Here is a 22,079-nt window from a genome sequence, read left to right as displayed (position 1 = left end):
ATAAATAAGATCGAAAAAATATGTTACTGGAAAATAAAAAAACAGCCATTATTGGCGGCGGTCCTGGTGGCTTAACCCTCGCCCGACTTTTACAGCTTAAAGGTGTTGAAGTAAAGGTTTACGAAAGAGATTTAAACCCTGCCATACGCGTACAGGGAGCCACACTCGACCTACACTTTGAATCGGGTTTAAAGGCCATTGAAAAGGCCGGATTAATGGATGCTTTTAAAGAAACTTACCGGCCGGGTGCCGATCAGGGGCGAATTATTGATCCTCAGGGCAATATCATTTTTGATGAACACACGGAAACATTGAATGATGATTTTAATAATGAATACTTCAGGCCGGAAATTGACAGGGGGCCATTAAGAAACCTGTTATTAAATTCGCTGCAGCCTGGTACAGTGGTTTGGAGCAGTCAGTTTTTATCCATGGAGCAGGTTAACGGGCAATGGAAAATCACCTTTAAAAACGGAACAACAGCCATCGCCGATCTGGTAATCGGGGCTGATGGTGCTAATTCTAAGATACGTCCGTTTGTAACGCCCACTAAAGCTTCCTATGCCGGCATCACCATCTTACAGGGAAATGTACAGCATGCTGAATCAGTCATCCCCAATATGCATCATTTATTAAAAGGCGGAAAAATATATGTTCATGGTGACGGCAAGGCCTTGCATGTATCATCAAAAGGCGATGGAAGTATCGATTTTTATACCAGTAGTGAAAAAGATGAGCAATGGGTAAAAAGCAACGGTGTCGATTTTTCGGACCATAAAAATATACTTGAATGGTTTAAAAAAGAGTTTGCAGGCTGGAACGAGATCTGGTTTGAATTATTTGAAAATGCAAGTTATCCGATAATGTTACGCCCGCAATATGTAGTACCATTGGATCAAACCTGGGATGCAAAACCGAATGTTACGTTATTGGGAGATGCAGCGCATATTATGCCCCCTTCAGGTGAAGGAGTAAACCTGGCCATGCTGGATGCACTTGATTTAAGCGAATGCCTTACCAGCAGTGATTATACAACACTTGAGACAGCCATTTCTGCCTACGAAAAAAAGATGCTGGAAAGAGGTGCCGAAGCCACTCAGGATTCGCTTGAGATGGCAGAGTGGATGCATGCAGATGATGCACAGGAAAGAATGTTGAAACTATTAGGTCAAAACATATAATTGCGCGAGGTAACCACAAAAGGTTTTAATTTGACCACCTGAGCCACTTGAGCACAACGAAGTTTCTAAAAACCCATAGCCAGAAAAATTCTGGCTTTTTTTATGGGATTTGACCAGGAATAAACAAGTATTAGCCTGGTAAGCAAACGTTTGCGCAGTCTTTTTTCTTTTAACTGTATGTAATTATAAATACATTCGATTGACAGTGCAGGCAGACCTATGATGATTATAGCATTGGTTTGAAAGAGAGGGCAAAATAGTTGGAATGGCATCAATAATATAACTCAACATTATAACAACCAAATATTTACTTAACCTAAAAACAATGAAAAAAAAATCCCTACTCTTCACCGCGATGGCAATAGCTTGCCTTTTTGCATGTAAAAAAGCAAACGTACTGCCAGAACAAGTCGATAATAGCAAAGCCACAAACCGTTCGGTTCTCCTATCAGCCAGTCAGACGAATATTTTTAATGTTACCGAAAAAATTAATGCTTCAATTGAAAAAGACCGCTTAAAAAACGGTTATAATCTAACTGATTTTACGGCTACAGGCCTTTATATGGCGCCAAATGCAACTTTAGACATTACTGTAGAGCAAACAGCAGGAACACGCTTGCCAAAACTGCTTATCGGCACTTACTCGAGGTATGGCACATGGAATGCACAGCCTACAGTAGTGCAGTTAACTGCAGGTACCAATACCATTACCAATGCCGCCGGTGGCTTATTGTGGTTGAGGTACACCAATTCTACTACCGGATCTACAGCAAAAGTAACTTTCAATACTGGTTATCAATATGCGCCTTATTTTAAACTGGGTGTTACTACCAATTCGGATTGGATCAGTCAATTACAAACCTACACTACCCCTGATGTGGTACTCGAGGGATCGAATTGTGTAATTGTGGTATCGCGTACTAAAGCCATCCAGTACCAGAACGAAGATCAGGCTGCCATACTCAATAAAATTACCCAGATAATCGCACTCGAAGATGATTTAAATGGTTTAGACAATTCGTTACCCGCCCATGCAAAAAATGTACATACCTACCTCCTCACACAACACGAAGATCCAAATTATTATTTCTTCGCTTATGATTACCGTACGGCCTACATCACCTCTGATGTAAATGCAATTTTAACTTTAGATGCAGTGGGTACCAATGGATGGGGATTATGGCACGAACTTGGCCATCAGCACCAGATGATGTGGCGCTGGGGATCCCTGGGCGAAGTTACCGTAAATCTTTATAGTTTATATGTTCAGCGTACGCTCACCCCATCCATCAACAGGTTGGTAAATGATGGTGTTTGGCCTAAAGCCTTTACTTATTTAGGCAAACCGGCTGGTAGTAAAGATTATAATGGTTCAACAAGTTATGCAAACCCGCTCACCGATCTTTTTATCCGCTTATGCATGTTCCAGCAATTAACCCTGGCATATGGCGATAATTTCTATAGAACGCTGGCCAAAAATATGCGCATCGAAAATCCAACATTGGCAAATGACGACGACCGCATGCGCTATTTTATGCTGAAAGCCTGTAACTTATCTGGCAAAAACCTAAGTAATTTCTTTCAGAAATGGGGATTAAACCTCTCTACTGCTGCAGCTACCACCCAAATTTATGCCGATATGGCTGCCTTAGGTTTATCTGCACCAACAACTGATCCTTCTACCTTACAGGATAATGTGGCACCTTTAAACGAATTGAGTAAAAGCAGCTGGAGCATCAATTCTTTTAGCTCTGAGGAAACCAGTGGCGAAGGTGCGGTAAATGGCCGGGCAGCAACTTTAATTGATGGAAGCCAAAGTACTTACTGGCATTCGAGGTGGACCAGCACTGCAGCTAGCTATCCACATCAGGTCGTGATCGACCTTGGTTCAAACAAAACGGCAAAAGGACTAAGCCTGGTACAAAGGAATAGCTTAAGCAGGGCGATTAAAAATTTCCAGGTGTTAACCAGTACAGATAATATTAATTTTACGGCCGTAAATAACTATGTAGCTCAAAATGCTGCAGGAGTGCAATATTTCGATTTTGGAAGCACAAAAACATTAAGGTATCTTAAAGTAATTGCTAATTCAGCACAGGATGGTTTACAGTTTGCATCGTTAGCGGAACTGGGTTTATATAATTAAAATTTTTTAATGAAAGAGAATCAGTAATGCGGTCCTCTTTTTTTTTACAATATAGCCCGCTGTTTTTTACCACAGAGCGCACGGAGAGAAGGCACAGAGATCAAAGAGTTAGGTGTGTAATTGTTTCCCGCAGATTACACTGATCACCGCAGAACCCATTTTTCCATCATTCAGTTTTTAGCATTAACCTTAAATCGGTTGCTATTTGATCATTGAAAATTGGTTATTGGTCATTACCCTTTCTACACATTACCAAATAAAACGGCTGACTCTCTTCAATTTCAGTAAGTTCAAATAATCCATATTCGCCGAATTCGGTTTTTATCGATTCCCGGTCATAAAAATATAACTGCGCCCCTTCAAATATTTCGTAACGGTCTTTGCTGATCAATCTTCCCTTTCCATAAGTATTGGCTGTTTTTGAAATAACAGTAAAAACCATATACCCTTCATCTGATAATTGATTGTAACAATCTTTAATCAGTTTTTTCCTTTCATCGCTATTTAACAAGTGAATTAAGGCATAACAAAATATCCCGTCATACAGGCTATCATCAAAAGGTATATCCGTTACCGAACCATGGTAGATCACCATAGCATCTCCATAGTGTTTTTTTGCCATTTCGATGGCCGTTTTAGAAATCTCGATGCCTGTAACTTCTATTCCGTTTTCCTTAAAAATTTGTGCATTACGCCCGTAGCCAATTCCGGGTATCAGGATATTCTTCACAGCTTCACGTAAGAAAAAATCTTTAGTGAACAGTGCAGACTTGGCCGGCTCAAAACCCCACATTTCTTTTTTCTCACCAAAAGCTGCTTCCCAGAATTCAGGTTTATCATTTTTATTTATCATATCTATTTTATCTTACAGACAGCATAATTTACCAAGAAAGATTCAACTACTTAAAGGAAACAACTTAATTGATTTAAATGCATTCATAATCAAAGCTTTAACAGAACTCAAGATTAATTATTAACGATAAATAACATTATATTAGAATAATATAAAAACTAAAGAAATAAATGTAAATAATGATATAAACAATTAATAACCTGCAAAATGAAAATAAAAACAATTCTACTATTGCTATTTTTAGGAATTTATTCAAATTTTCTAAAAGCTCAAACAACCGATACTTTCAAAGTAAAGAAAGGAATGATCAAAGTAACGGTTTTGTATCCAAATGGTGAGGGAAAAACATTTGATATGGATTATTATACCAAAAAACACATGCCTTTAATGGCGCAATTTTTTGGTGCCGGCCTGAAACATATCGCTATTGACAAGGGAATTTCAAGTGGCAAACCAGATATGCCTGTTCCGTTTTTAGCCATTGGATATTTGTATTTCGATAATATTTCAGATTACGAGAACGTTCTTAAGGTGAAAGCCGAAAAAATCAGAGCTGATTTTCCAAAATACACCAATATTCAGCCCCTTATACAAATCAGTGAAGTTATTCAATAACACTTAAGAGCGTTAATATAAGCCGCTTATTAAAGTGCCTAAGCAAAAAGCATGAAACCAAAAAGCGGTTTCTATCCAGAAAACCGCTTTTAATCATTAACTATTATTTTTATGTGGTATTAAATACTTGCCTTCACTTCTCCACAGGTAAGCATGTTTTTAGGATAATACGGATTCTGGATCGCTTTATCATCACTAATCCATGTGGTACCCGTCATTGGGCAAACCTGTTTGTAAAGGGTGGTTTTTTCAGGCTTGAATCTTTCTATAACCGACCACATTTTAACCGATAATTTATCCATTTCACTGCGCTGCTTATTAATGGACTTTGTGGCGGCAATGGCCAATGCAAGCGTTTTAATTTCTTCGCGTGTAGTTGTGGCAGCATTCATCTCATCCAGCGATAGTTTTTTAAATTTAAACTGGTTGAGCAGTGAAGCAAATTCTGCAGCAAATTTAATCGCCTGTAGCGAATCTGATTTTACCAGACTATTTTTAATGCCCAGGTAATTCATTACAATCGCTTCTTTTAAAGCTTCTCTTTTTTGTGCCAGTTCGGGTGTGGCTACTTCCTGTGCAGAGGTTTTTACCTGTGCACTTACACTAAAACTTAAGCTGGCTATTGTTATGATGATGGCCCATGTATATTTTCTCATGTGGTTAAGGATTTAAAGTTGTTTTTTTTAGGATTTTATCAATTTCGTTCCGCATATCTGTTAAATGCGTGGCGTTAATGCCTGTGGTTTGCGGCAGGAGTTCCTCCACCTTTTTCCTGATGGCCTTAACGTGGGTGATGGCTTCCAGTCTTACATCGCTGCGCTGGGCGCTGTTCATCGCTTTTCCATCGGCTATATCTTTAGGGTTGATTAACATGCCCACCTTTTCCAGGTAAGAACGTTGCAAGCTTCGCAGATAGGAATCTTTTAAAGGATCGAGCGATGGTTTTTTCCATACTGTAGGCAACACATCGTTTAAAAATTCGCTAACAGGGTACGCATCTGCAGAGTTCAAAGCTTTCTGGCTCAGGTTAAACAATAAACCAGGACTTAAAAACATGTTTAAAATCTGCGTCTGCTGATCAGAAATCTCGTCCATTGGTTTTACATCAATGTATTGTGAAATTTCTTTGGGATACATCCATAGCGGTGCTTCAAATAGCTGGCGGCCAACATAATCGACCACACTCTTCACCTTTGCTTTGGGAATTTCGGCATAAACCACCCCTTTTTCATCCACACTTCTTTTCGTTACGTAGCGGTTACCGATGTTTTTCATTACATGATACAGGTAACGGCCATATTGCCTTACCACTGCTTTATGCAACTGGGCCAGGTTATCGTATTGATCTCCGGGGTCATTTGTCCATTGCATCAGGTTGGCCACTACCCTTTTCAGGTTCTTAATCCCATAGTCGCTGGCTAACATGGCGTTATCGCCCAAATCTTCAGCCTGACTGCGTGGATCTTCATCCTTACCTTCTCCTCCAAACCACAAGCGCGGGTTTCTGGTTAAAGTATCCGTAGTCATCTTATTTAAGATTTTTTCTTCTGCATATTCATCTTTCGCACCATCAAAATAACGATAACCCCAGTTAATGGCCCATTCATCATAAGCCCCAATGCGTGCATAAATGCCTTTTGGCGAGATGTGATCTTCGGGCTGTGCCACGTAATTGAAACGTGCATAATCCATAATCGAAACGGTATGTCCGTTTTTCTCTACCCAGGCCTTATCCCTCAGTTTCTCTACCGGTGTTTGGCTGCTGGCACCCATATTATGCTTTAAACCCAATGTATGGCCTAATTCGTGCGAAGAAACAAAACGGATCAACTGTCCCATGAGTTCATCATCGAACTGCATTTTGCGCGCTCTTGGATCTAAGGGACCAGCTTGTACCATGTACCAATCGTGCACCAGTTTCATCACGTTATGATACCAGCCCACATGGCTTTCCATAATTTCGCCACTGCGCGGATCGCTGATGCGCGGTCCGTAAGCATTAGGGGTTTCAGAAGCATAATACCTGATTACGGAGAACCTGGCATCTTCGAGGCTCATGGTGGTATCGGCTTCCGGCCATTCTTTGCCAATAATCGCATTTTTAAAACCGGCCTGTTCGAAAGCTTTTTGCCAGTCGTTTATTCCCTGAATCAAATACGGACGCCACTTTTTTGGGGTAGCCGGATCGATATAATATACAATCTGTTTTTGCGGCTCCACCAGTATGCCTTTTTTGTATTTAGCCATATCCGCTTTCTTAGGTTCAAGGCGGTAACGCTGCACTAAATACTTCGTTTGTGCGCCTTGCTGGTTCTCATCAAAAAGGATGTACTTGTTATTAAAAAAGCCAACCCTTTCATCTGCAAGACGTTTTCTCATAGGTACTTTGGGCAATAACAACAGCGACGTATTTAAACGCAAAGTAATGGCCCCGGTTAAGGCACCGGCAGGAATGCCTAAACCAGAAGTAGAATAGGTTTTAGTGCTCTTCACTTCAACATTAAGCGGATAACAGCTTATTTTCTCTATAAAAGAACGGTCGTCAGCCAAACTACCGAGTTTTTTCTCCGTTTTTTCATCAGCTGCAATCGAAACTACCGGAACATCCTTTTTAAAAAAATCGGTTACCTCGATTACATAATTTCCATTGATTGGGTTACGTGCCTTGATATCGAAACTGGCAACAATCGGACTTTCCTGTGATTGCATTACGGCCTGATAAATGGCTTCAGAAGTGTTTTTAGTTTCCTGACGGTATACCACACCTTTTAAGAAGAGGTTGTTATTATTACCCTTTTGGAAATAAATGGTCTGTTCATTCACTTTCTCGCCGCCAAAACTGCCGAAACCCTGAGGCGTAGTAACGTAACGCGTAACAGCCAGCAGGTAACGGCCCAATAAGCTATCGGGTACTTCGAAAAACCATTTCTGGTCTACCTGCCTGATGTTAAAGAGTCCGTTTTGGCCTATTGCATTTGCCGGAATGATCTTTTGATAGTCAACAGGACCTTTCTTTGTGGTACTATCAGTCTTTACAACAGGTGTTTTCTGTGCAAAAGCAGTTAAAGAGAGCGAGAGCGCAACTGGAAATATAAGGTGTTTAATATTCATGTTAAAACGGTAGCTTTTCGTCGGTATTTAAAGTGAGGTTAGGATTTTTCTTGAGTACATTAAGTGGAAACGGAATGATATACAATCTCGAGGTGGGCAACAATGTATAGGTTTGCTGTGGAACGGTTTTGTTCACAATCGGATATTTACGAACCACTGTTTTTGCATATTCAGGCTCGGTATTTAAGCGTTTTAAGTCCATAAACCGGTTAAAACCAAGGAACAGTTCTTTCCGACGTTCATTAATGATAATGTCCATGGTTTCCTTTCTCGTTGCCGGAACCGGAAGCGTGATGGTGCCTGAAAGGATGCGTTTTTCGCGAAGTTTATTTACCACCGCCATGGCACCTGCCAAATCGCCTTCCCTGGCCAAACACTCCGCCTGCATTAAATATACTTCAGTAGTTTTTAAACCCACCGTTGGATAAAAGAACCTGGTATAGGCAACATTGTAATAAGCAGCGTTTGATCCGATATCTAAAAAACTGGCACTGGTGGTATTGAAGAACATATTGAAACGCGCATCATTAGTACCAAACAATTCCCTCAACTCCGGACTGATTAGCCAGGTATAACCAAAATTAGTTTCGTTGTAACCCTGAATGTACATGTAACTCAAAACTTCAGGGTTGTTGGGTGCAATAATCGGTGTAACCGATGGTCCACCCTGTTTTGTGGTATAGTTTACCAGATCGAAAATCTGGTTGTTGTAAGAAAGTGATTTCTCACAGGCCGCTTTGGCTTGCGCGATTTCCCTTTTAAACAAATGCACCTTGGCCTTTAATGCCCATGCAAAAGCCAGTGATGGATGGTAAGGATCTGATGGTTGTGTCTGCAAGTATGGAAGCGCGTCATCTAAATCTTTCTGGATGAAATCATAAACCTGAGCTACAGTCGATTTTACAGGTTGTGCCTCTAAATCGTATTTATCCATGATGCAGATTCCGCCATCAGTAGCTGCAGTAGCCGCGTTATAAGCTTTGGCATACACATTTACCAAAAGGAAATGATCGAAAGCCCTCAATACCTTTGCTTCGGCCTTGGCCAATGCTTTTACATTATCGTCACCTTTACTGCCGTCAACCAAAGAGATAATGGTATTCCAGCGGTTAATGTAAACGTAAGAGCGCTCGTAAAAATTTGAGCTGCTAATTAAAGAAACCCGGTCTACACTTTCATTAAAACTAAAATGGACAGTATTAATATTGGGTGTAATGCCTATAAAATTCGATTCTTTCATCCACATATCATCAACCAGGTACTGAAAATTGCTGATGAGGTAAGCCCTGTTTGGGTAGGAAACCAATTCGTAATAATCTTGTGCAGTTTCTACAAGTAAGGATCCTGTTGGAGTGAGATCGGTATATTTTTTACATCCACCCGTTAAAATAAGGGCAAGGAATGCGATAATTATTATATTTTTTTTCATTTTGTTAAAAGGTTAGGTTTAAGCCAAATACAAATGATTTAGGATTTTCGAGGGTTCTGGTGCCTGTAATACCTGAATAGGATTCCGGATCGATATCATCCCCTGCTGCACTTGCATACCACAAATTGCTGACTTGAGCGGTGAACTTAGCAGATGGAAGTTTGAATTTACCAATCATACCTTTAGGCAGGTTATAGGATAAGGAAATGTTTCTTAATTTGATGTAATCTCCCTTAACCACGTTAATATCTGCAGCTTGCCACATGGTATTAATGGTGCTGGCACTGTTGATCAAAGCTTCCGGATAATCAACCAATATGCGGGGTACATCAGGTACATTTCCATTTTTGAAACGCTGGGTAATGTTCTCGTCGGTTACATCATAAGCACTGATATTGGTTACATCCCTTCTGATTACGTTACCACCTGAAAATACCAGTAAAGCACCCAGCTCGAAATTTTTGTAAGCAATCCGTTGTGAAAATGAACCGGTATAAGTTGGGGTTAAACTGCCCATATTTACCAAACTGGCAAAATTGTTAATACTTTTAATACTGGAAACGATGGGATTTCCACTGGCATCAAAATCAATACTGGCTTTACCACTATCATCTAAAAAGTAGGGATAACCATTCACCATGCCTCCATAACGGTAGGCATATAACGTGTTGTAGGCAGAACCTTCTATATAATAGAAGGCAGGAGATGAAATATAATTTCCAGCCGTAGAAAGTGCACTATTTACCTTACCGATCCGGCTTCTGTTAAAGCCCAGTATAAATGTAGCGCTTAAGGTTAAATCACCCGATCTCAACCAATCGCCACCTAATGTAAATTCGATACCGCGGTTAATTAATGTACCGTTATTAATCATCCTCGAGGCCACCCCAACAGTTGGATCTAATTCTGCCGTTACAATTAAATCGGTACTCTTTTTATAATATACATCTATACTTCCCCTTAAACGGTTCGATAAGAAGGCATAATCTACACCACCATTATAGGTTTCTGTTTTTTCCCAGCGTAATTTTGGATTGGGTAAAGCGGTAACATCAATATATTGTAAGGATGGAAACAGGTTATCGCTTCTTCTTCTGGCTGTTAAGTATTTAGAACTTTCCGAATTCTGGTTTCCGTTAACGCCATAAGTTGCACGTAATTTCAACAAACTGATCCATTTTTGTTCCTGGATAAATTCTTCGTTACTGGCATTCCAGCTGGTACCAACCGACCAGAGTGGCCTGTTTTTATATTCAGGATCTACACCAAAAAAATCGGCTTGGTCTACCCTTACACTACCTGTGATGTTGTATTTATTTAAATAAGTATAACCCGCATTGGCATAAGTAGAAAGATTTCGGTGTTTAATTTCAGTCTGCGTTCTGCCTAAAACAGATAATGTTCTGTTCCCGCCATAAATATAACTTGGCAAACCGGTTTGACTAATGGATTGGGTATTGATCAAGGTTGAGGTAAGTGTAACCGGATCATAACCATATCTCAGGTCTTCGATACCCCTTGGCGAAAATGTTTGACGCATCTCAAAACCGGCAATGGCAGATATGGCATGTTTTCCCTTATCAAAAGTACGGTCGAAACTCAACTGGTTCCTGAATGTATAACTATTATTTCCACTCTCCGTTTGGCCATATCTACCTCCAGTTGGAAGTCCGTATGTATATACATTAGTGGCAGGTGTATAGCCAATAAGCGCGTTATAAGCTGCACGCATTTTATATGAATTTACATCATAATACTGATTCGATTTAGCTGATGTATTTTCGACCTGAAGCTGACTGGACAAGTTAAGCCCCTCCATTAGTTTTGCCTGAATATTAGCAAAACCCCTTAGTGCAATATTGGTTGAATTAACCTGGCCTTCATCCAGCGACTCTAAAATATTAAAACGGTAAGAGCGGAACTGCGGATTGTTTTTCAGAGCCGCAACCATTGCGCCATTAACATTTGCTCCGGCAATGCCATCTGGCAAATTCACATAATCTGCATATACTAAGCTGCCATCAGGATTAACAATAGAAGCATAGCGAGGCTGAATAACATTATAGGAATCATAAGATGCATCAGTTGAAACCGATTTTGTATAAGTGCCATTAAAACCAAGTGTAGTGGTTAACCATTTATTTACGTTGTAAGTGTTTTTAAAATAAATGTTCAGCTTTTGATCATTGTTCTTGATTACTTTTTGAGCTGAATTATCGAGGTTTATAGAGGTATAAGTATTTGATTTTGCACTTGAAGAACTAAAAGAGAGGTTGTAACGCTGGCGGAATGCATTTTGCCAAACATTATCCCTATACTGCTCATAATAGTCGGCATTTCCCCAGGAAGCCAGTTGCTGGTTAACCTGATCAGCTGTTACTTTTCCGGCATCACGATCACGGTACAATTGATAAAGCGGGCTATAATGTTTGATTGATCCATTAGCAACTGTGCCATAAGCCGCAAACATCGATTCGGTTGTGGTATAACGTGCACGCTCTTTATTATATACATCTGTTTCCAGGTCTAAAATATCAGCGGTAGACGCATAATGCATAGAATTAAAAGCAGGTTTAGTGTCAATAAAAAAATCGGTGTTTAAAGAGATTTTAGCCGGACTATTCCCTTTTTTTGTGGTTAAAATGATTACACCATTGGCTGATCTGGAACCATAAATAGAAGAAGCTGCAGCATCTTTTAAAACCGTTACCGACTCGATATCATAGGGGTTTACGTCTTCTAAAGGAGTTTCTGAAGGTAATCCGTCAATTACAATTAAAGGATCAGTTCTTACACCAGTTTGTGAGATTGAAAATGTACCTCTTCCGCGTATTACCTGTTTATCGGCACCTATCCCATAAGGATTCTTATCATAAGCTAAACCTGCAACACGGCCCTCTAAAGCAGATAAAATACTTGGGTTAATTTGCTCATTCAATTTTTTTTGATCAACAATGGAAAAGGCACCCGCATTCCTTTCGAGTGGAAGCGTTTGAAAACCATTTACCACAACCTCTGCCAGTAAAGATGCATTGGCACTTAACCTAACGGTAACCACCTTTAAAGCGGCAGTACGATCAAGACGTTGGGTAGAAGATAGATAACCAATATAACTGATTTCAAGCGTGTTGTACTGATTGCTTAAGTTAAGATTAAAGTGCCCGTTACCATCCGTAAGGACATATTTATTGGTGTTTCTAATTTTTACAGAAGCACCTGGCAATGGCGAACCCAAACTATCGGTAACCATGCCATGCAGTATATAATCATCTGCAATATCTTCCTTTGGTACTTTTAAGATGATGGTGCGGTTGTTGCTGATTTCGTAGTTGAAATCCTGTCCTTTAACCACTGCATCCATAATCGTTTTAATATCTGCTGTGTTCAGGGTAAAGTTGATGGGTTTGGCTTTTTTAACCAGCGCCGCATCGTACACAAATTCATATTTTGTTTTCGCCGAAATCTGTGAGATAACGGTATTTAAGGGTGCTTGTGTAAAGGTGTACCGGGTATTTTGTGCTTTTGCTGTTATCGATAACAAAACGATAAAGCAAAAAACGCTTGGCCAGTTCAGTAAATACCTGCATCCAGATCGGACGAGGCGAAAGTAATGGTTTGTCATAAAATTTAGTTTGGTTGGTTAATTGATCGACGACGGAGCAACCTTATTCTTTAAACACGATCTTATTCTCTTTGATTTTTAGCCTGTAATCAGTGGCCGTAGCAATAGCATCCAGCACTTCATCAATATCCGCCTTTCGGGATATTTTAAGGTAAAGGTTTTTTTGCGGAATAGATTTCACATCTACTTCCACATTATACCACCTGCCCAGTTTCTGCATCACAGTTGATAAGGGCACATCGTTAAATAAAAACTCTCCTTTTGTCCAGGCATTAAAGTCTTCAGCCGAAACATTTTGCAGATCTAATTTTCCATGATGAGAAATCACCTGCTGATCAGGCTTTAACACTACCTGATCGCCATTTCCATTGGTAAACTGGATGCTGCCCTCTAACAGGGTTGCCTCTGTGCCTTCATCTTCAGGATAACTGCTTACGTTAAACTGTGTACCCAAAACTTTGATTTCGTTGCCGGCCACATTAACAATAAATGGTTTCAACGGATTTTTGGCCACCTTAAAGAAAGCTTCCCCCTCTACATACACTTTTCTTTCTGATCCGCGGAAATCAGTTGGAAAGCTAAGCTTAGAGCCGGCGTTGAGCATCACCACAGAGCCGTCGCTCAAAGTAACACGGTATTCGCCACCGTTTGGAGTGCTTAGGGTGTTCAGTTTCGAGGCCTCGACAGAATCGGCATTTACAGCCATAAAAATCATTGTACCATCTGCTTTGGTGTTTACTGTTACCCCTTTGCTACGATACAGCACACTGTCCTTTTTCCCGTCTAAAACTGTTTCCCTTCCACCCAGACTTAGCATGGCTTTGGCCGAACCCGGAACAATACCATGGTTACTGTTGAAGAACCTGGCAATCATTAAGGAAACGGAAATCACCACCAATATGGCGGCAGCCACTCTGATGAAGCGGTTTGACTTTAGCACTTTTAAAATACGGCTTTCAGGTTTTGCAAAAAGTTTTTCCGATAATCCGGCATGGATTAGCGCTAACCTTCCTTCTTCGGCAACATCAAAAGGCATAGCATCCTGTTCAAAATCCAGCTTAATCAGCTTTTCAAGTTCCTGTTGGTCAACTTCTCCAAAATGTTCAAATAACTGCTCAAGCTCTGCAGCATTGCTTTTATTGGCAAGAAATCTTTCGAATAATCCGGGGCTTAAAGGTCTTTTCTCCATCGTTGTCAATATATAATATGCACGAGATGGACAAACACACTATCGCACTTTGATTTTTTTTTAAAATATTTTTATTTAGCTTTTCAAATAGGCTGCAATGCAGAAAACAATAAACTCCTGAGAATGAAAAAAGACGTAACGTTTGATGTATTTGGTAGCGCTAACCAATTGATTACTCACGGTAGAGGGGCTTAATGATAAAATTTCGGCAGCTTCCTGGTAAGTTTTGCCTTCGATACGGCAAAGTTTAAAAATTTCTTTGCGCTGTGCGGGAAGTTTTTCGATAGCTTGGTTAAGCAATTCGACCCTTTCCTTGTTGAAAATATAATCTTCCGTTTGATCGTAAAACTCCGCGAAAGTTTCCAATAAATGCCTTTGCATTTTAACATCCAGGGCCAACCTGCGATAGTAACCATAAACGCTATTCTGCGCAATGGTAAAAATCCAGCCTTTAAATGATTTGTCGAGATCGATTTCGGCCCTGTTGAGCCAGACTTTTAGAAAAACATCCTGTAAAAGTTCATCAACAACCTCATTCAATTTAATCATGCGCTGCATTTTTGGAAGCAGCATTTTACTGTATCTGGCATAAATAAAGTCAAAAGCATCACGCCGACCATCTTTCAGGTCTTGTAAATACTTTAATTCTTCTTTATCGTGCAGATTATCAGGGGACATTTTGTCAAATCTACAAATTAAGCAGAATTATTATTCAATCCTTACTCATTTTTAACATTATAAAGAGAAATTGTCTCATTAATTAGGTAGAAATGATAAAATTAAGCCTAAAGGATATAATTGATCGTTATATAATTGCTTAAAAAAGAACAATAGACTTTATCTAGTAGTTTGGAAAAACATTTAGAGCAGCTTTTTGCCAATGCAGGCCCGCCTCCGCTTCTGCAGATGAAAAATCAACATCTCGCTATCGTTTGATTTAGATGGCAGCCATTGTGCAACGATCCTCGGTAATAAACCCGATTGGAGTGAACATTCCGATCCTTCATCGGAATAAAACGAAAAGCGGGACTTAAAATGCGATGAAAAGCGGAACCCTACATTTCCAGAAACAGTTAATAATATTTTCTAAAACAAAAAGTCCCGAACTCGATAAATGAATTCGGAACTTTTGTTCTAAAAAGACCTCGCAGGTTTTTGAAACCTGCGAGGTCTAGTGTATCACTTCGTCACAATCTCCACTTTCCCACCATTCCTAAACAAATCATGAGAAATAAAATACCCCTGGTTGACTTTTCCATCTACTTTAATATCGGTAATTTCCCTGCCCTTGCCGGGTTTACTGATGGTTAATAATTTGCCCGTGCTGGTTTTCCATTTTACTTCATCAAAAAGCGGTGCGGTAACAATGTAATTTGGATCGGTTGCAGAAAACGGATACAATCCCAGTGAACCAAACACATACCAGGCCGACATTTCGCCCGCATCATCCATGCCCGAAAGTGCCAAACCATCGCTACCTATTCCATAAAGTTCATTCAAAATTTTATCAATAATTTTTTGCGATTTCTCGGGTTTACCAATAAAAGTATAAGCAAAAGGCGCTTCGTGATCAGGCTGATTGCCCTGACAGTACTGTCCGATCATGGTTTCTACATTACGTGCAATGTATTTCGGGTTCCAGGGCAAAGTAAATAACGAATCCAATTTCGATTCAAAACCATCTGCACCGCCGTATAACTCAATCAGGCCTTTCATATCATGCGGTGCATAAAACGAAACCTGCCAGGCATTGGCTTCCCTGTACATGTATTCGTAATAAGGATACTGCGGATTAAAAGGCTTGATCCAATCGCCATTATCCAATCTTCCCCTCATAAAACGGGTACTGGGATCGAACATGTTTTTATAATTCTTTGATCTGGCCATTAAAATGCGGTAATTGGTGCTGTCACCCAGTTTCTTCGCGATCTGTGCCAGCGAGTAATCATCATAAGAATATTCTAACGTTTTAGAAACGCCAGCTTTTGCTTTCGTTTCTACGTGTGGATTTTTAACGTCAGGATCGGAGATATAGCCTTTCTCGATATATTCTTTTATAAAGGGCCGGGCACCACCTTCAATATTGGCATTGCGTAACAAAATCTGATAAGTGCCTTTAATGTCGAAGTCATCAATTCCCCTCAAATAAGCCCCGGCAATAGATGATGCGCCATGATCGCCATGGAAAAAGGTTGGAATGAAACCTGTTTTATCGCCCACATCTTTCATTGATTTAATCACGTCTAAGGTAACTTTAGGTGTAATTAAGCCTAAAAGCACGTCTTTATTACGGTAAGTATCCCAAAGCGAGGGTTCGGTATAATAATTAAAATTGCCTTTTGTGGTATTGTGTTTTGCATCCTTAAACTCACCATTTACATCGCTGCGCAAGGCTGGCCATAAAAACGAACGGTACAGGCACGAATACAACATCTGCTTTTGTTTTTCGGTACCACCTTTTACCTGGATGTTTGATAAAAGTGCCTCCCATTTTGCAGTCGCTTCATTACGGATTTGCGTAAAAGTTTTATTGCCAATTTCTTTTTCTAAATTTTCTTTGGCATTGGCCGTGCTTACAAAAGAGAGTCCGATTTTTAATTCTACCGGCCCTGCACTTCCATCAGCCAAATGCATAATGGCGTAACCAGAACGTTTGCCAACATCTGTTTGATCGAGTTTATCTATTTTGCCATTTACGGTTGCATAAAAATAAATATTTTCTCCCCCCTGAAAACCCTGTATAGCGGAAGTGCCAACCTGTTCTATATTCCAGGTAGAAACGCCGCTATTTGCCTTTCCCAGAAGAAAAAGTACCTGTTTATCGTGGTTGTTTTTATATTCGTATTGATGAAATCCAGCCCTTAATGTTGAAGTGAGCTTTACATTTACTTTATAATCATCTAAGTAAACCTGGTAATAGCCGGGAGCTGAACTTTCATTTTTGTGCGAAAACTTTGATCCAAACTTATCACCAGGATTGGAAAGTGGCAAAATGGGAATATTGCAAAGGTTCCAGTGGCCTTTATTGGTGTGTGCAAAACCGTAAATGGTATCGTCTTCATATTCATAACCTGCGCCAGAACCAAATTCGGTAATCGGACTTAACTGTACCATGGCATTGGGTAATGAACTGCCTGGAAAAGTTAAACCAGCCCAGGAGCGCCAGCCTTGGGGAAGCTCATAACCTAATATTTTAGGATCGGTTAATGGTGCTGTACCGATAAAAGTATTAACATATTTAGTGAAAGTTGTTTTGCTTTGGCTTTGAGCACGGTAACCGCTCAATACATTTAGAAATAAAACAAAGAATAGAAATTTGGTTAGCGATTTCATTTTACATAAAACGATTTAGTGTGTACTATCAAATATATAAAATCTATTAAATTCAGCTGCAAAATATCAGAATAGTTACCTGGTAAATCTGGTGTATCAATAAAAACCAATTGCTTAAATAACTGAATAATATGCCAATAATCGAGATGCATTCATCACTGCGCAATAAAAACTATTATCTGATTATATATATCTTTGAAAACATACTAATCAAATATCCCATGCTTTTTAAACTTAGGCAAGTTATATGCTTTCTGCTAATTTCATTTTTAGCGCTTAGTTTTTCGAATGCCCTATTCGCGCAAAGTAAACAAACCACCCGTTTATTGCTTTGGGACAATAAGCCGGCTAAAGACTGGATGACAGAAGCCTACCCTATTGGCAACGGCCGCATCGGGGGGATGATTTTTGGAGGCGTAAACAACGAACATATCCAGTTTAATGATAATACACTTTGGACAGGTGATGAAAATGATAGAGGCATGTACCAGGCTTTTGGGGATCTCTTTATCGATTTCGACCAGAAAGATCAAAATTTTACCGGTTATAAACGTGAGCTAAACCTTGCTAATGCAGTTCATTCCATCAGTTATACTCAAAATGGCACCCATTTTAAGCGGGAATATTTTTGCAGCTTTCCGGATAAAGTAATGGTTTTGAGACTTACTGCTGATCAAAAAAGCAAATATTCCGTTGCCATAAGGCTAAAAAATGCGCATGGTGGAAAAATAATGGTTAATGGAAATAAAGTTGAATTTAGTGGCAAATTATCAAATGGAATGCCTTACCAGGCTACTGCAGTAATGAAAATTGAAAGCGGAAAAAGTTACCCGGTAAAGGATGAAGATGGTGAAAAATTAAAAATAGATCAGGCAGATGCCATTACCATTATTTTTACTGCGGCTACCAATTACAACAATAAACGCGAACAGCACTGGAAAGGAGAAGAACCTGCTCTTAAAATAGAACACATTCTTAAACAAGCTTTACCAAAAACATATGCTGCATTATTAAAAAATCACATCCAGGATTATCAGCAGTTATTTAGTCGTTTAAGCCTTAATTTAGGTGATGATGACGTTAAGAATAATAGTTTACCCACTTACCAAAGACTAATCAATTATAAAAAAACACCTGATCATGCTTTAGAAGCACTAATTTTTCAATATGGGAGGTATCTGATGATCAGCTCTTCACGACAAGGTGGTTTACCTGCCAATTTACAAGGACTCTGGAACGAAAGCAATACACCACCATGGGGAAGTGATTATCACTCCAACATCAATATCCAGATGAATTACTGGCTGGCAGAACCGACGAACCTTTCCGAATGCCATATTCCATACCTGGATTATATTAACAGTATGCGAGAAGTAAGTGCCATTGCAACACGCAAACAATACCCAAACACCCGTGGCTGGACGGTTAAAACGGAAAATAATATTTTTGGTGGAATGAGCTTTTTATGGAACACACCAGGAAGTGCGTGGTATGCTCAGGCCCTTTGGGAACATTATGCCTTTACAAAAGATAAGGCCTATTTGAAAAATTTCGCTTATCCTATTATTAAAGAAATTTCAGAATTTTGGGATGACCATTTGAAAAGAAGACCTGATGGCACTTTGGTATCACCTTTGGGCTGGTCGCCAGAGCACGGGCCAACTGAAGATGGTGTAACCCACGATCAACAGATTGTATTCGATTTGTTTACCAATTATATTGAAGCTGCTGAAATTTTAGGCATCGATCAGGATTATAAAAACCATATAGCCGATCTTAAAGCACATTTACTGAAACCAAAAATCGGTAAATGGGGCCAATTGCAGGAATGGGAAACCGATCGTGATGACCCGAAAGACCAGCACAGGCACATTTCCCACCTTTTTGGTTTGCATCCAGGCAGGGAAATCAGCACCATTACAACACCAGAATTAGCTAAAGCTGCAAAAGTAACCCTAACCGCACGTGGTGATGAATCAACAGGATGGTCTATGGCCTGGAAAATGAATTTCTGGGCAAGGTTACAGGATGGTAATCATGCCTATAAAATATTACAGAATTTTATTACGCCAGTTGGCGGTTCAGGCACTGACTATAATAAAGGCGGCGGAATTTATTCGAACCTTTTCTGCGCACACCCACCTTTTCAAATTGACGGGAATTTCGGGTATACTGCAGGCATTTCAGAAATGTTATTACAGAGCCAAACAGGCGAGTTACAGTTTTTACCTGCACTGCCCGATCAATGGTCGGCGGGAAGTATCCAGGGCTTAAAAGCAAGAGGCAACTTTGAAATTACCAATTTGCAGTGGAAAGATGGTAAAATTGTAAAACTATCAATCAAATCGCTATCTGGAGAAGATTGTATGGTGAGAAGTCCGAATGCGCTTAAAAAAATTAAAGGAATTACTGTAGAAAAATCAGGAAATGATTTTAAATACAGCTTTAAAACGCAGGTAGGAAAAGTTTATAGTTTTGAAGGATAGAATGAGAGAACAAATAAAAAAGTTAATACAACATATTGTCATTCAATTATTTATTTTAAATTTTCTATTCTGATATTCGTTTTTATTTAAAAGGAAAACTATGAGTACATCCAATAAAATAACAACAGAACACAATGCAAAAGTAGTTGTGCTTGATTTTATCAATGCATTAAATGCGGAAGACTTTGATCTGGCCAGACAGCAATTGAAAGACGACATGACTTTTAAAGGCGTAATGGGCGAAAGAAATGGTGCCGATGTGTATGTAGAAGACATGAAAAAGATAAAATTCAAATACGATGTTAAAAAAGTATTTGTAGATCAGGAAGAAGTTTGCCTGTGGTATGATATTAATATGGGCGCAAAAACAATCTTTTCCTGTGGCTGGTACAAATTAGTAGATGAAAAAATTCAATCGTTTCAGGTAATATTTGATCCGAGACCAATTTTATAAGATTAATAAGATGGCTTTATATGCAATTGTCATCCTGAAAAACTACGTCATTTCGACCGCAGTGGAGAAATCTATAACAGGGATTTAGCAGCAGATTTCTCCGCTCCATTGCATTTCGGTCGAAATGACGAACGGAAATAACTAGCAAACCTGTTTGAGTTTTTTAATAATAATGTGGTTATTTTCTAATTGGAATAGAAACATTAAAAATTCATCTGTTTCGCTGATCTCGATATTTTTAATTTTGCCTGATTGGTTTCCATTGGAAATATCATCTCCAACTTTTAATTCCAGCAGCGTAGAGGTTGGTAACTGATCGTTTAAGGTTATCATTTTTTGTAAGGTAAGCGCAAGGTAAAACAGGTTTTTTCTGGTGTAGAAGATACATCCAAAGATCCCTCATGTGCATTGGCTATTTCTGACGCAATGTATAAACCCAAACCAAGTCCTTTTTGATTTGGCTCTACCTCTCCCCTCGAAAAAGGCTGAAATAAGCGCTCCATGGTAGCCGCAGGAATCTGTTTGCCCTTATTAGCGACACAGAGGTTAAATTCTTCACTAGAGCTAAAAGCTGTAATTACTACGGGAGAATCTGCTGGTGAGTAATTTAAGGCATTGCCCAGCAGGTTAGAGAAAAGTTGCGCCAAACGCTTTCCGTCGGCATTAACCGGGTGACGAAAATCAAAATTTAATTCAATATTTCGGCTCGGCCAAATGGTTTGCAACTCATCCACCACCTGAATCAGTAATTTTTCTAAATCCTCATCGGGTGTTCTGCTAATGGCAATCCCTTCGCCTAAACGGCCACTGGCAAAATCGAGCATATTTTCTATAAGACCATTCATCCTGAATGAAGAATCTTTAACAATTTTTGCAATGCGGATTCCACGTTCGTCTAAATTCAAACGCGATAATAATTGGGCGCTACTCGATATTGCATTTAAAGGATTCCGGAGATCATGGCCTAATATAGCTATGAACTGCTCTCTTAAAATGGCTATCTCCTGCTCTTTTTTGAGCTCTTTTTCGGTAATGGCTATTTGTTCAAGTGCATCTAAATGAAATGCAATTAAATCGGCAAACATGGTAAACATTCCTGTTATGGTAGGATTTTTAAGCTTGGCCGGTTTAGGATCAATTGCGCACAGTGTACCAAAAAAGTCGCCGTTCTTTAAAATAATCGGAACTGAAATATAACTTTGAAAGCCATACATCGTTGGTGTATGATGACCCTTAAAATTCTCATCCTCATCAACATGATCAATCACAACGGCTTGCTGGTGTTGCCTGATTTCATTACAGATGGTTGTTTCTAACTTCAGTTCTCCACCTACCGGTAAACCAAAATTAATTTCATCCAGAACTGCACATACAGTCCATTTATCTGAAGTTACCCTGGCCACAGCAGAAAAGCCCATTCCTGTTGTCCGGCACACAATTTCTAAAATATGTGCAACAGCAGGTATTTTGTTAATACTCTCTATATCAGAAAGGATGGTTCTATTGGGATCTTGCAAAGCGGAATGAATAATCTTGCTGCAATTTACAAATATTTCTTCTTTTAAGCGCTATCGATTAAATATTCTAACGCATGTTTTACAAAAAACGTGGATTTAACACTTATGAGTATAAAATCCACGTAAATAATGTTGACTGCAAT

Annotated in this window: 15 protein-coding genes; 5 read left to right on the top strand and 10 right to left on the bottom strand. The window is 39.4% G+C overall.

The window, feature by feature from the left end:
* Positions 1 to 20: 20 nt before the first annotated feature.
* On the top strand, positions 21 to 1,181 hold the full coding sequence (locus tag U859_RS0111810; RefSeq protein ID WP_025143577.1) for an FAD-dependent oxidoreductase: 1,161 nt from the start codon (positions 21 to 23) through the stop codon (positions 1,179 to 1,181).
* A gap of 325 nt (positions 1,182 to 1,506) precedes the next feature.
* On the top strand, positions 1,507 to 3,327 hold the full coding sequence (locus U859_RS0111805) for a M60 family metallopeptidase (protein WP_025143576.1): 1,821 nt from the start codon (positions 1,507 to 1,509) through the stop codon (positions 3,325 to 3,327).
* A 223-nt stretch (positions 3,328 to 3,550) separates the two neighbouring features.
* Here the strand turns inward: U859_RS0111805 and U859_RS0111800 are convergent, their stop codons facing one another.
* A complete protein-coding gene (locus U859_RS0111800; protein ID WP_025143575.1) occupies positions 3,551 to 4,180 on the bottom strand; it encodes a class I SAM-dependent methyltransferase in 630 nt (209 codons plus the stop codon).
* A gap of 207 nt (positions 4,181 to 4,387) precedes the next feature.
* Here U859_RS0111800 and U859_RS0111795 point away from each other — a divergent pair, with 207 nt between their 5' ends.
* Complete coding sequence (locus U859_RS0111795) at positions 4,388 to 4,795, top strand: EthD family reductase (RefSeq protein ID WP_025143574.1); 408 nt, start codon at positions 4,388 to 4,390, stop codon at positions 4,793 to 4,795.
* Positions 4,796 to 4,914: 119 nt separating this feature from the next.
* Here the strand turns inward: U859_RS0111795 and U859_RS0111790 are convergent, their stop codons facing one another.
* From U859_RS0111790 to U859_RS0111760, 7 genes are all read right to left on the bottom strand, one after another.
* Positions 4,915 to 5,451: a DUF3347 domain-containing protein gene (locus tag U859_RS0111790; protein WP_025143573.1), complete on the bottom strand. Its 537-nt coding sequence runs from the start codon at positions 5,449 to 5,451 to the stop codon at positions 4,915 to 4,917.
* A 4-nt stretch (positions 5,452 to 5,455) separates the two neighbouring features.
* On the bottom strand, positions 5,456 to 7,906 hold the full coding sequence (locus U859_RS0111785) for a zinc-dependent metalloprotease (protein WP_029985684.1): 2,451 nt from the start codon (positions 7,904 to 7,906) through the stop codon (positions 5,456 to 5,458).
* Position 7,907: 1 nt separating this feature from the next.
* Positions 7,908 to 9,335: a RagB/SusD family nutrient uptake outer membrane protein gene (locus U859_RS0111780; RefSeq protein WP_025143571.1), complete on the bottom strand. Its 1,428-nt coding sequence runs from the start codon at positions 9,333 to 9,335 to the stop codon at positions 7,908 to 7,910.
* Positions 9,336 to 9,339: 4 nt separating this feature from the next.
* On the bottom strand, positions 9,340 to 12,957 hold the full coding sequence (locus U859_RS0111775) for a SusC/RagA family TonB-linked outer membrane protein (RefSeq protein WP_029985683.1): 3,618 nt from the start codon (positions 12,955 to 12,957) through the stop codon (positions 9,340 to 9,342).
* Positions 12,958 to 13,000: 43 nt separating this feature from the next.
* Positions 13,001 to 14,146, bottom strand: a complete 1,146-nt coding sequence (locus tag U859_RS31065; RefSeq protein WP_025143569.1) for a FecR family protein — start codon at positions 14,144 to 14,146, stop codon at positions 13,001 to 13,003.
* A 75-nt stretch (positions 14,147 to 14,221) separates the two neighbouring features.
* Positions 14,222 to 14,824: an RNA polymerase sigma factor gene (locus tag U859_RS0111765; protein ID WP_025143568.1), complete on the bottom strand. Its 603-nt coding sequence runs from the start codon at positions 14,822 to 14,824 to the stop codon at positions 14,222 to 14,224.
* A gap of 501 nt (positions 14,825 to 15,325) precedes the next feature.
* Positions 15,326 to 17,479 carry a GH92 family glycosyl hydrolase gene (locus U859_RS0111760; RefSeq protein ID WP_025143567.1) on the bottom strand — a complete coding sequence of 718 codons (2,154 nt, stop codon included), beginning with the start codon at positions 17,477 to 17,479 and terminating at the stop codon, positions 15,326 to 15,328.
* A gap of 221 nt (positions 17,480 to 17,700) precedes the next feature.
* Here U859_RS0111760 and U859_RS0111750 point away from each other — a divergent pair, with 221 nt between their 5' ends.
* Positions 17,701 to 19,965: a glycosyl hydrolase family 95 catalytic domain-containing protein gene (locus tag U859_RS0111750; RefSeq protein WP_162799921.1), complete on the top strand. Its 2,265-nt coding sequence runs from the start codon at positions 17,701 to 17,703 to the stop codon at positions 19,963 to 19,965.
* A gap of 100 nt (positions 19,966 to 20,065) precedes the next feature.
* Positions 20,066 to 20,419 (top strand): nuclear transport factor 2 family protein, encoded by a 354-nt coding sequence (locus U859_RS0111745; protein ID WP_025143565.1) that lies wholly within the window; start codon positions 20,066 to 20,068, stop codon positions 20,417 to 20,419.
* Between the two features lie 141 nt (positions 20,420 to 20,560).
* Here U859_RS0111745 and U859_RS0111740 read toward each other — a convergent pair whose 3' ends face one another.
* Positions 20,561 to 20,752 carry a hypothetical protein gene (locus tag U859_RS0111740; RefSeq protein WP_025143564.1) on the bottom strand — a complete coding sequence of 64 codons (192 nt, stop codon included), beginning with the start codon at positions 20,750 to 20,752 and terminating at the stop codon, positions 20,561 to 20,563.
* The gene (locus U859_RS0111735) at positions 20,749 to 21,936 is read right to left on the bottom strand and encodes a GAF domain-containing sensor histidine kinase (protein ID WP_025143563.1); all 1,188 of its coding nucleotides are present in this window, start codon (positions 21,934 to 21,936) and stop codon (positions 20,749 to 20,751) included. The genes U859_RS0111740 and U859_RS0111735 overlap by 4 nt, the downstream gene beginning before the upstream one ends.
* Between the last annotated feature and the right edge of the window lie 143 nt (positions 21,937 to 22,079).

The sequence above is a fragment of the Pedobacter jeongneungensis genome, assembly GCF_000633455.1.
In the GTDB taxonomy this organism is placed as follows: domain Bacteria; phylum Bacteroidota; class Bacteroidia; order Sphingobacteriales; family Sphingobacteriaceae; genus Pedobacter; species Pedobacter jeongneungensis_A.
This window is presented reverse-complemented; position numbering and strand designations above follow the sequence as displayed.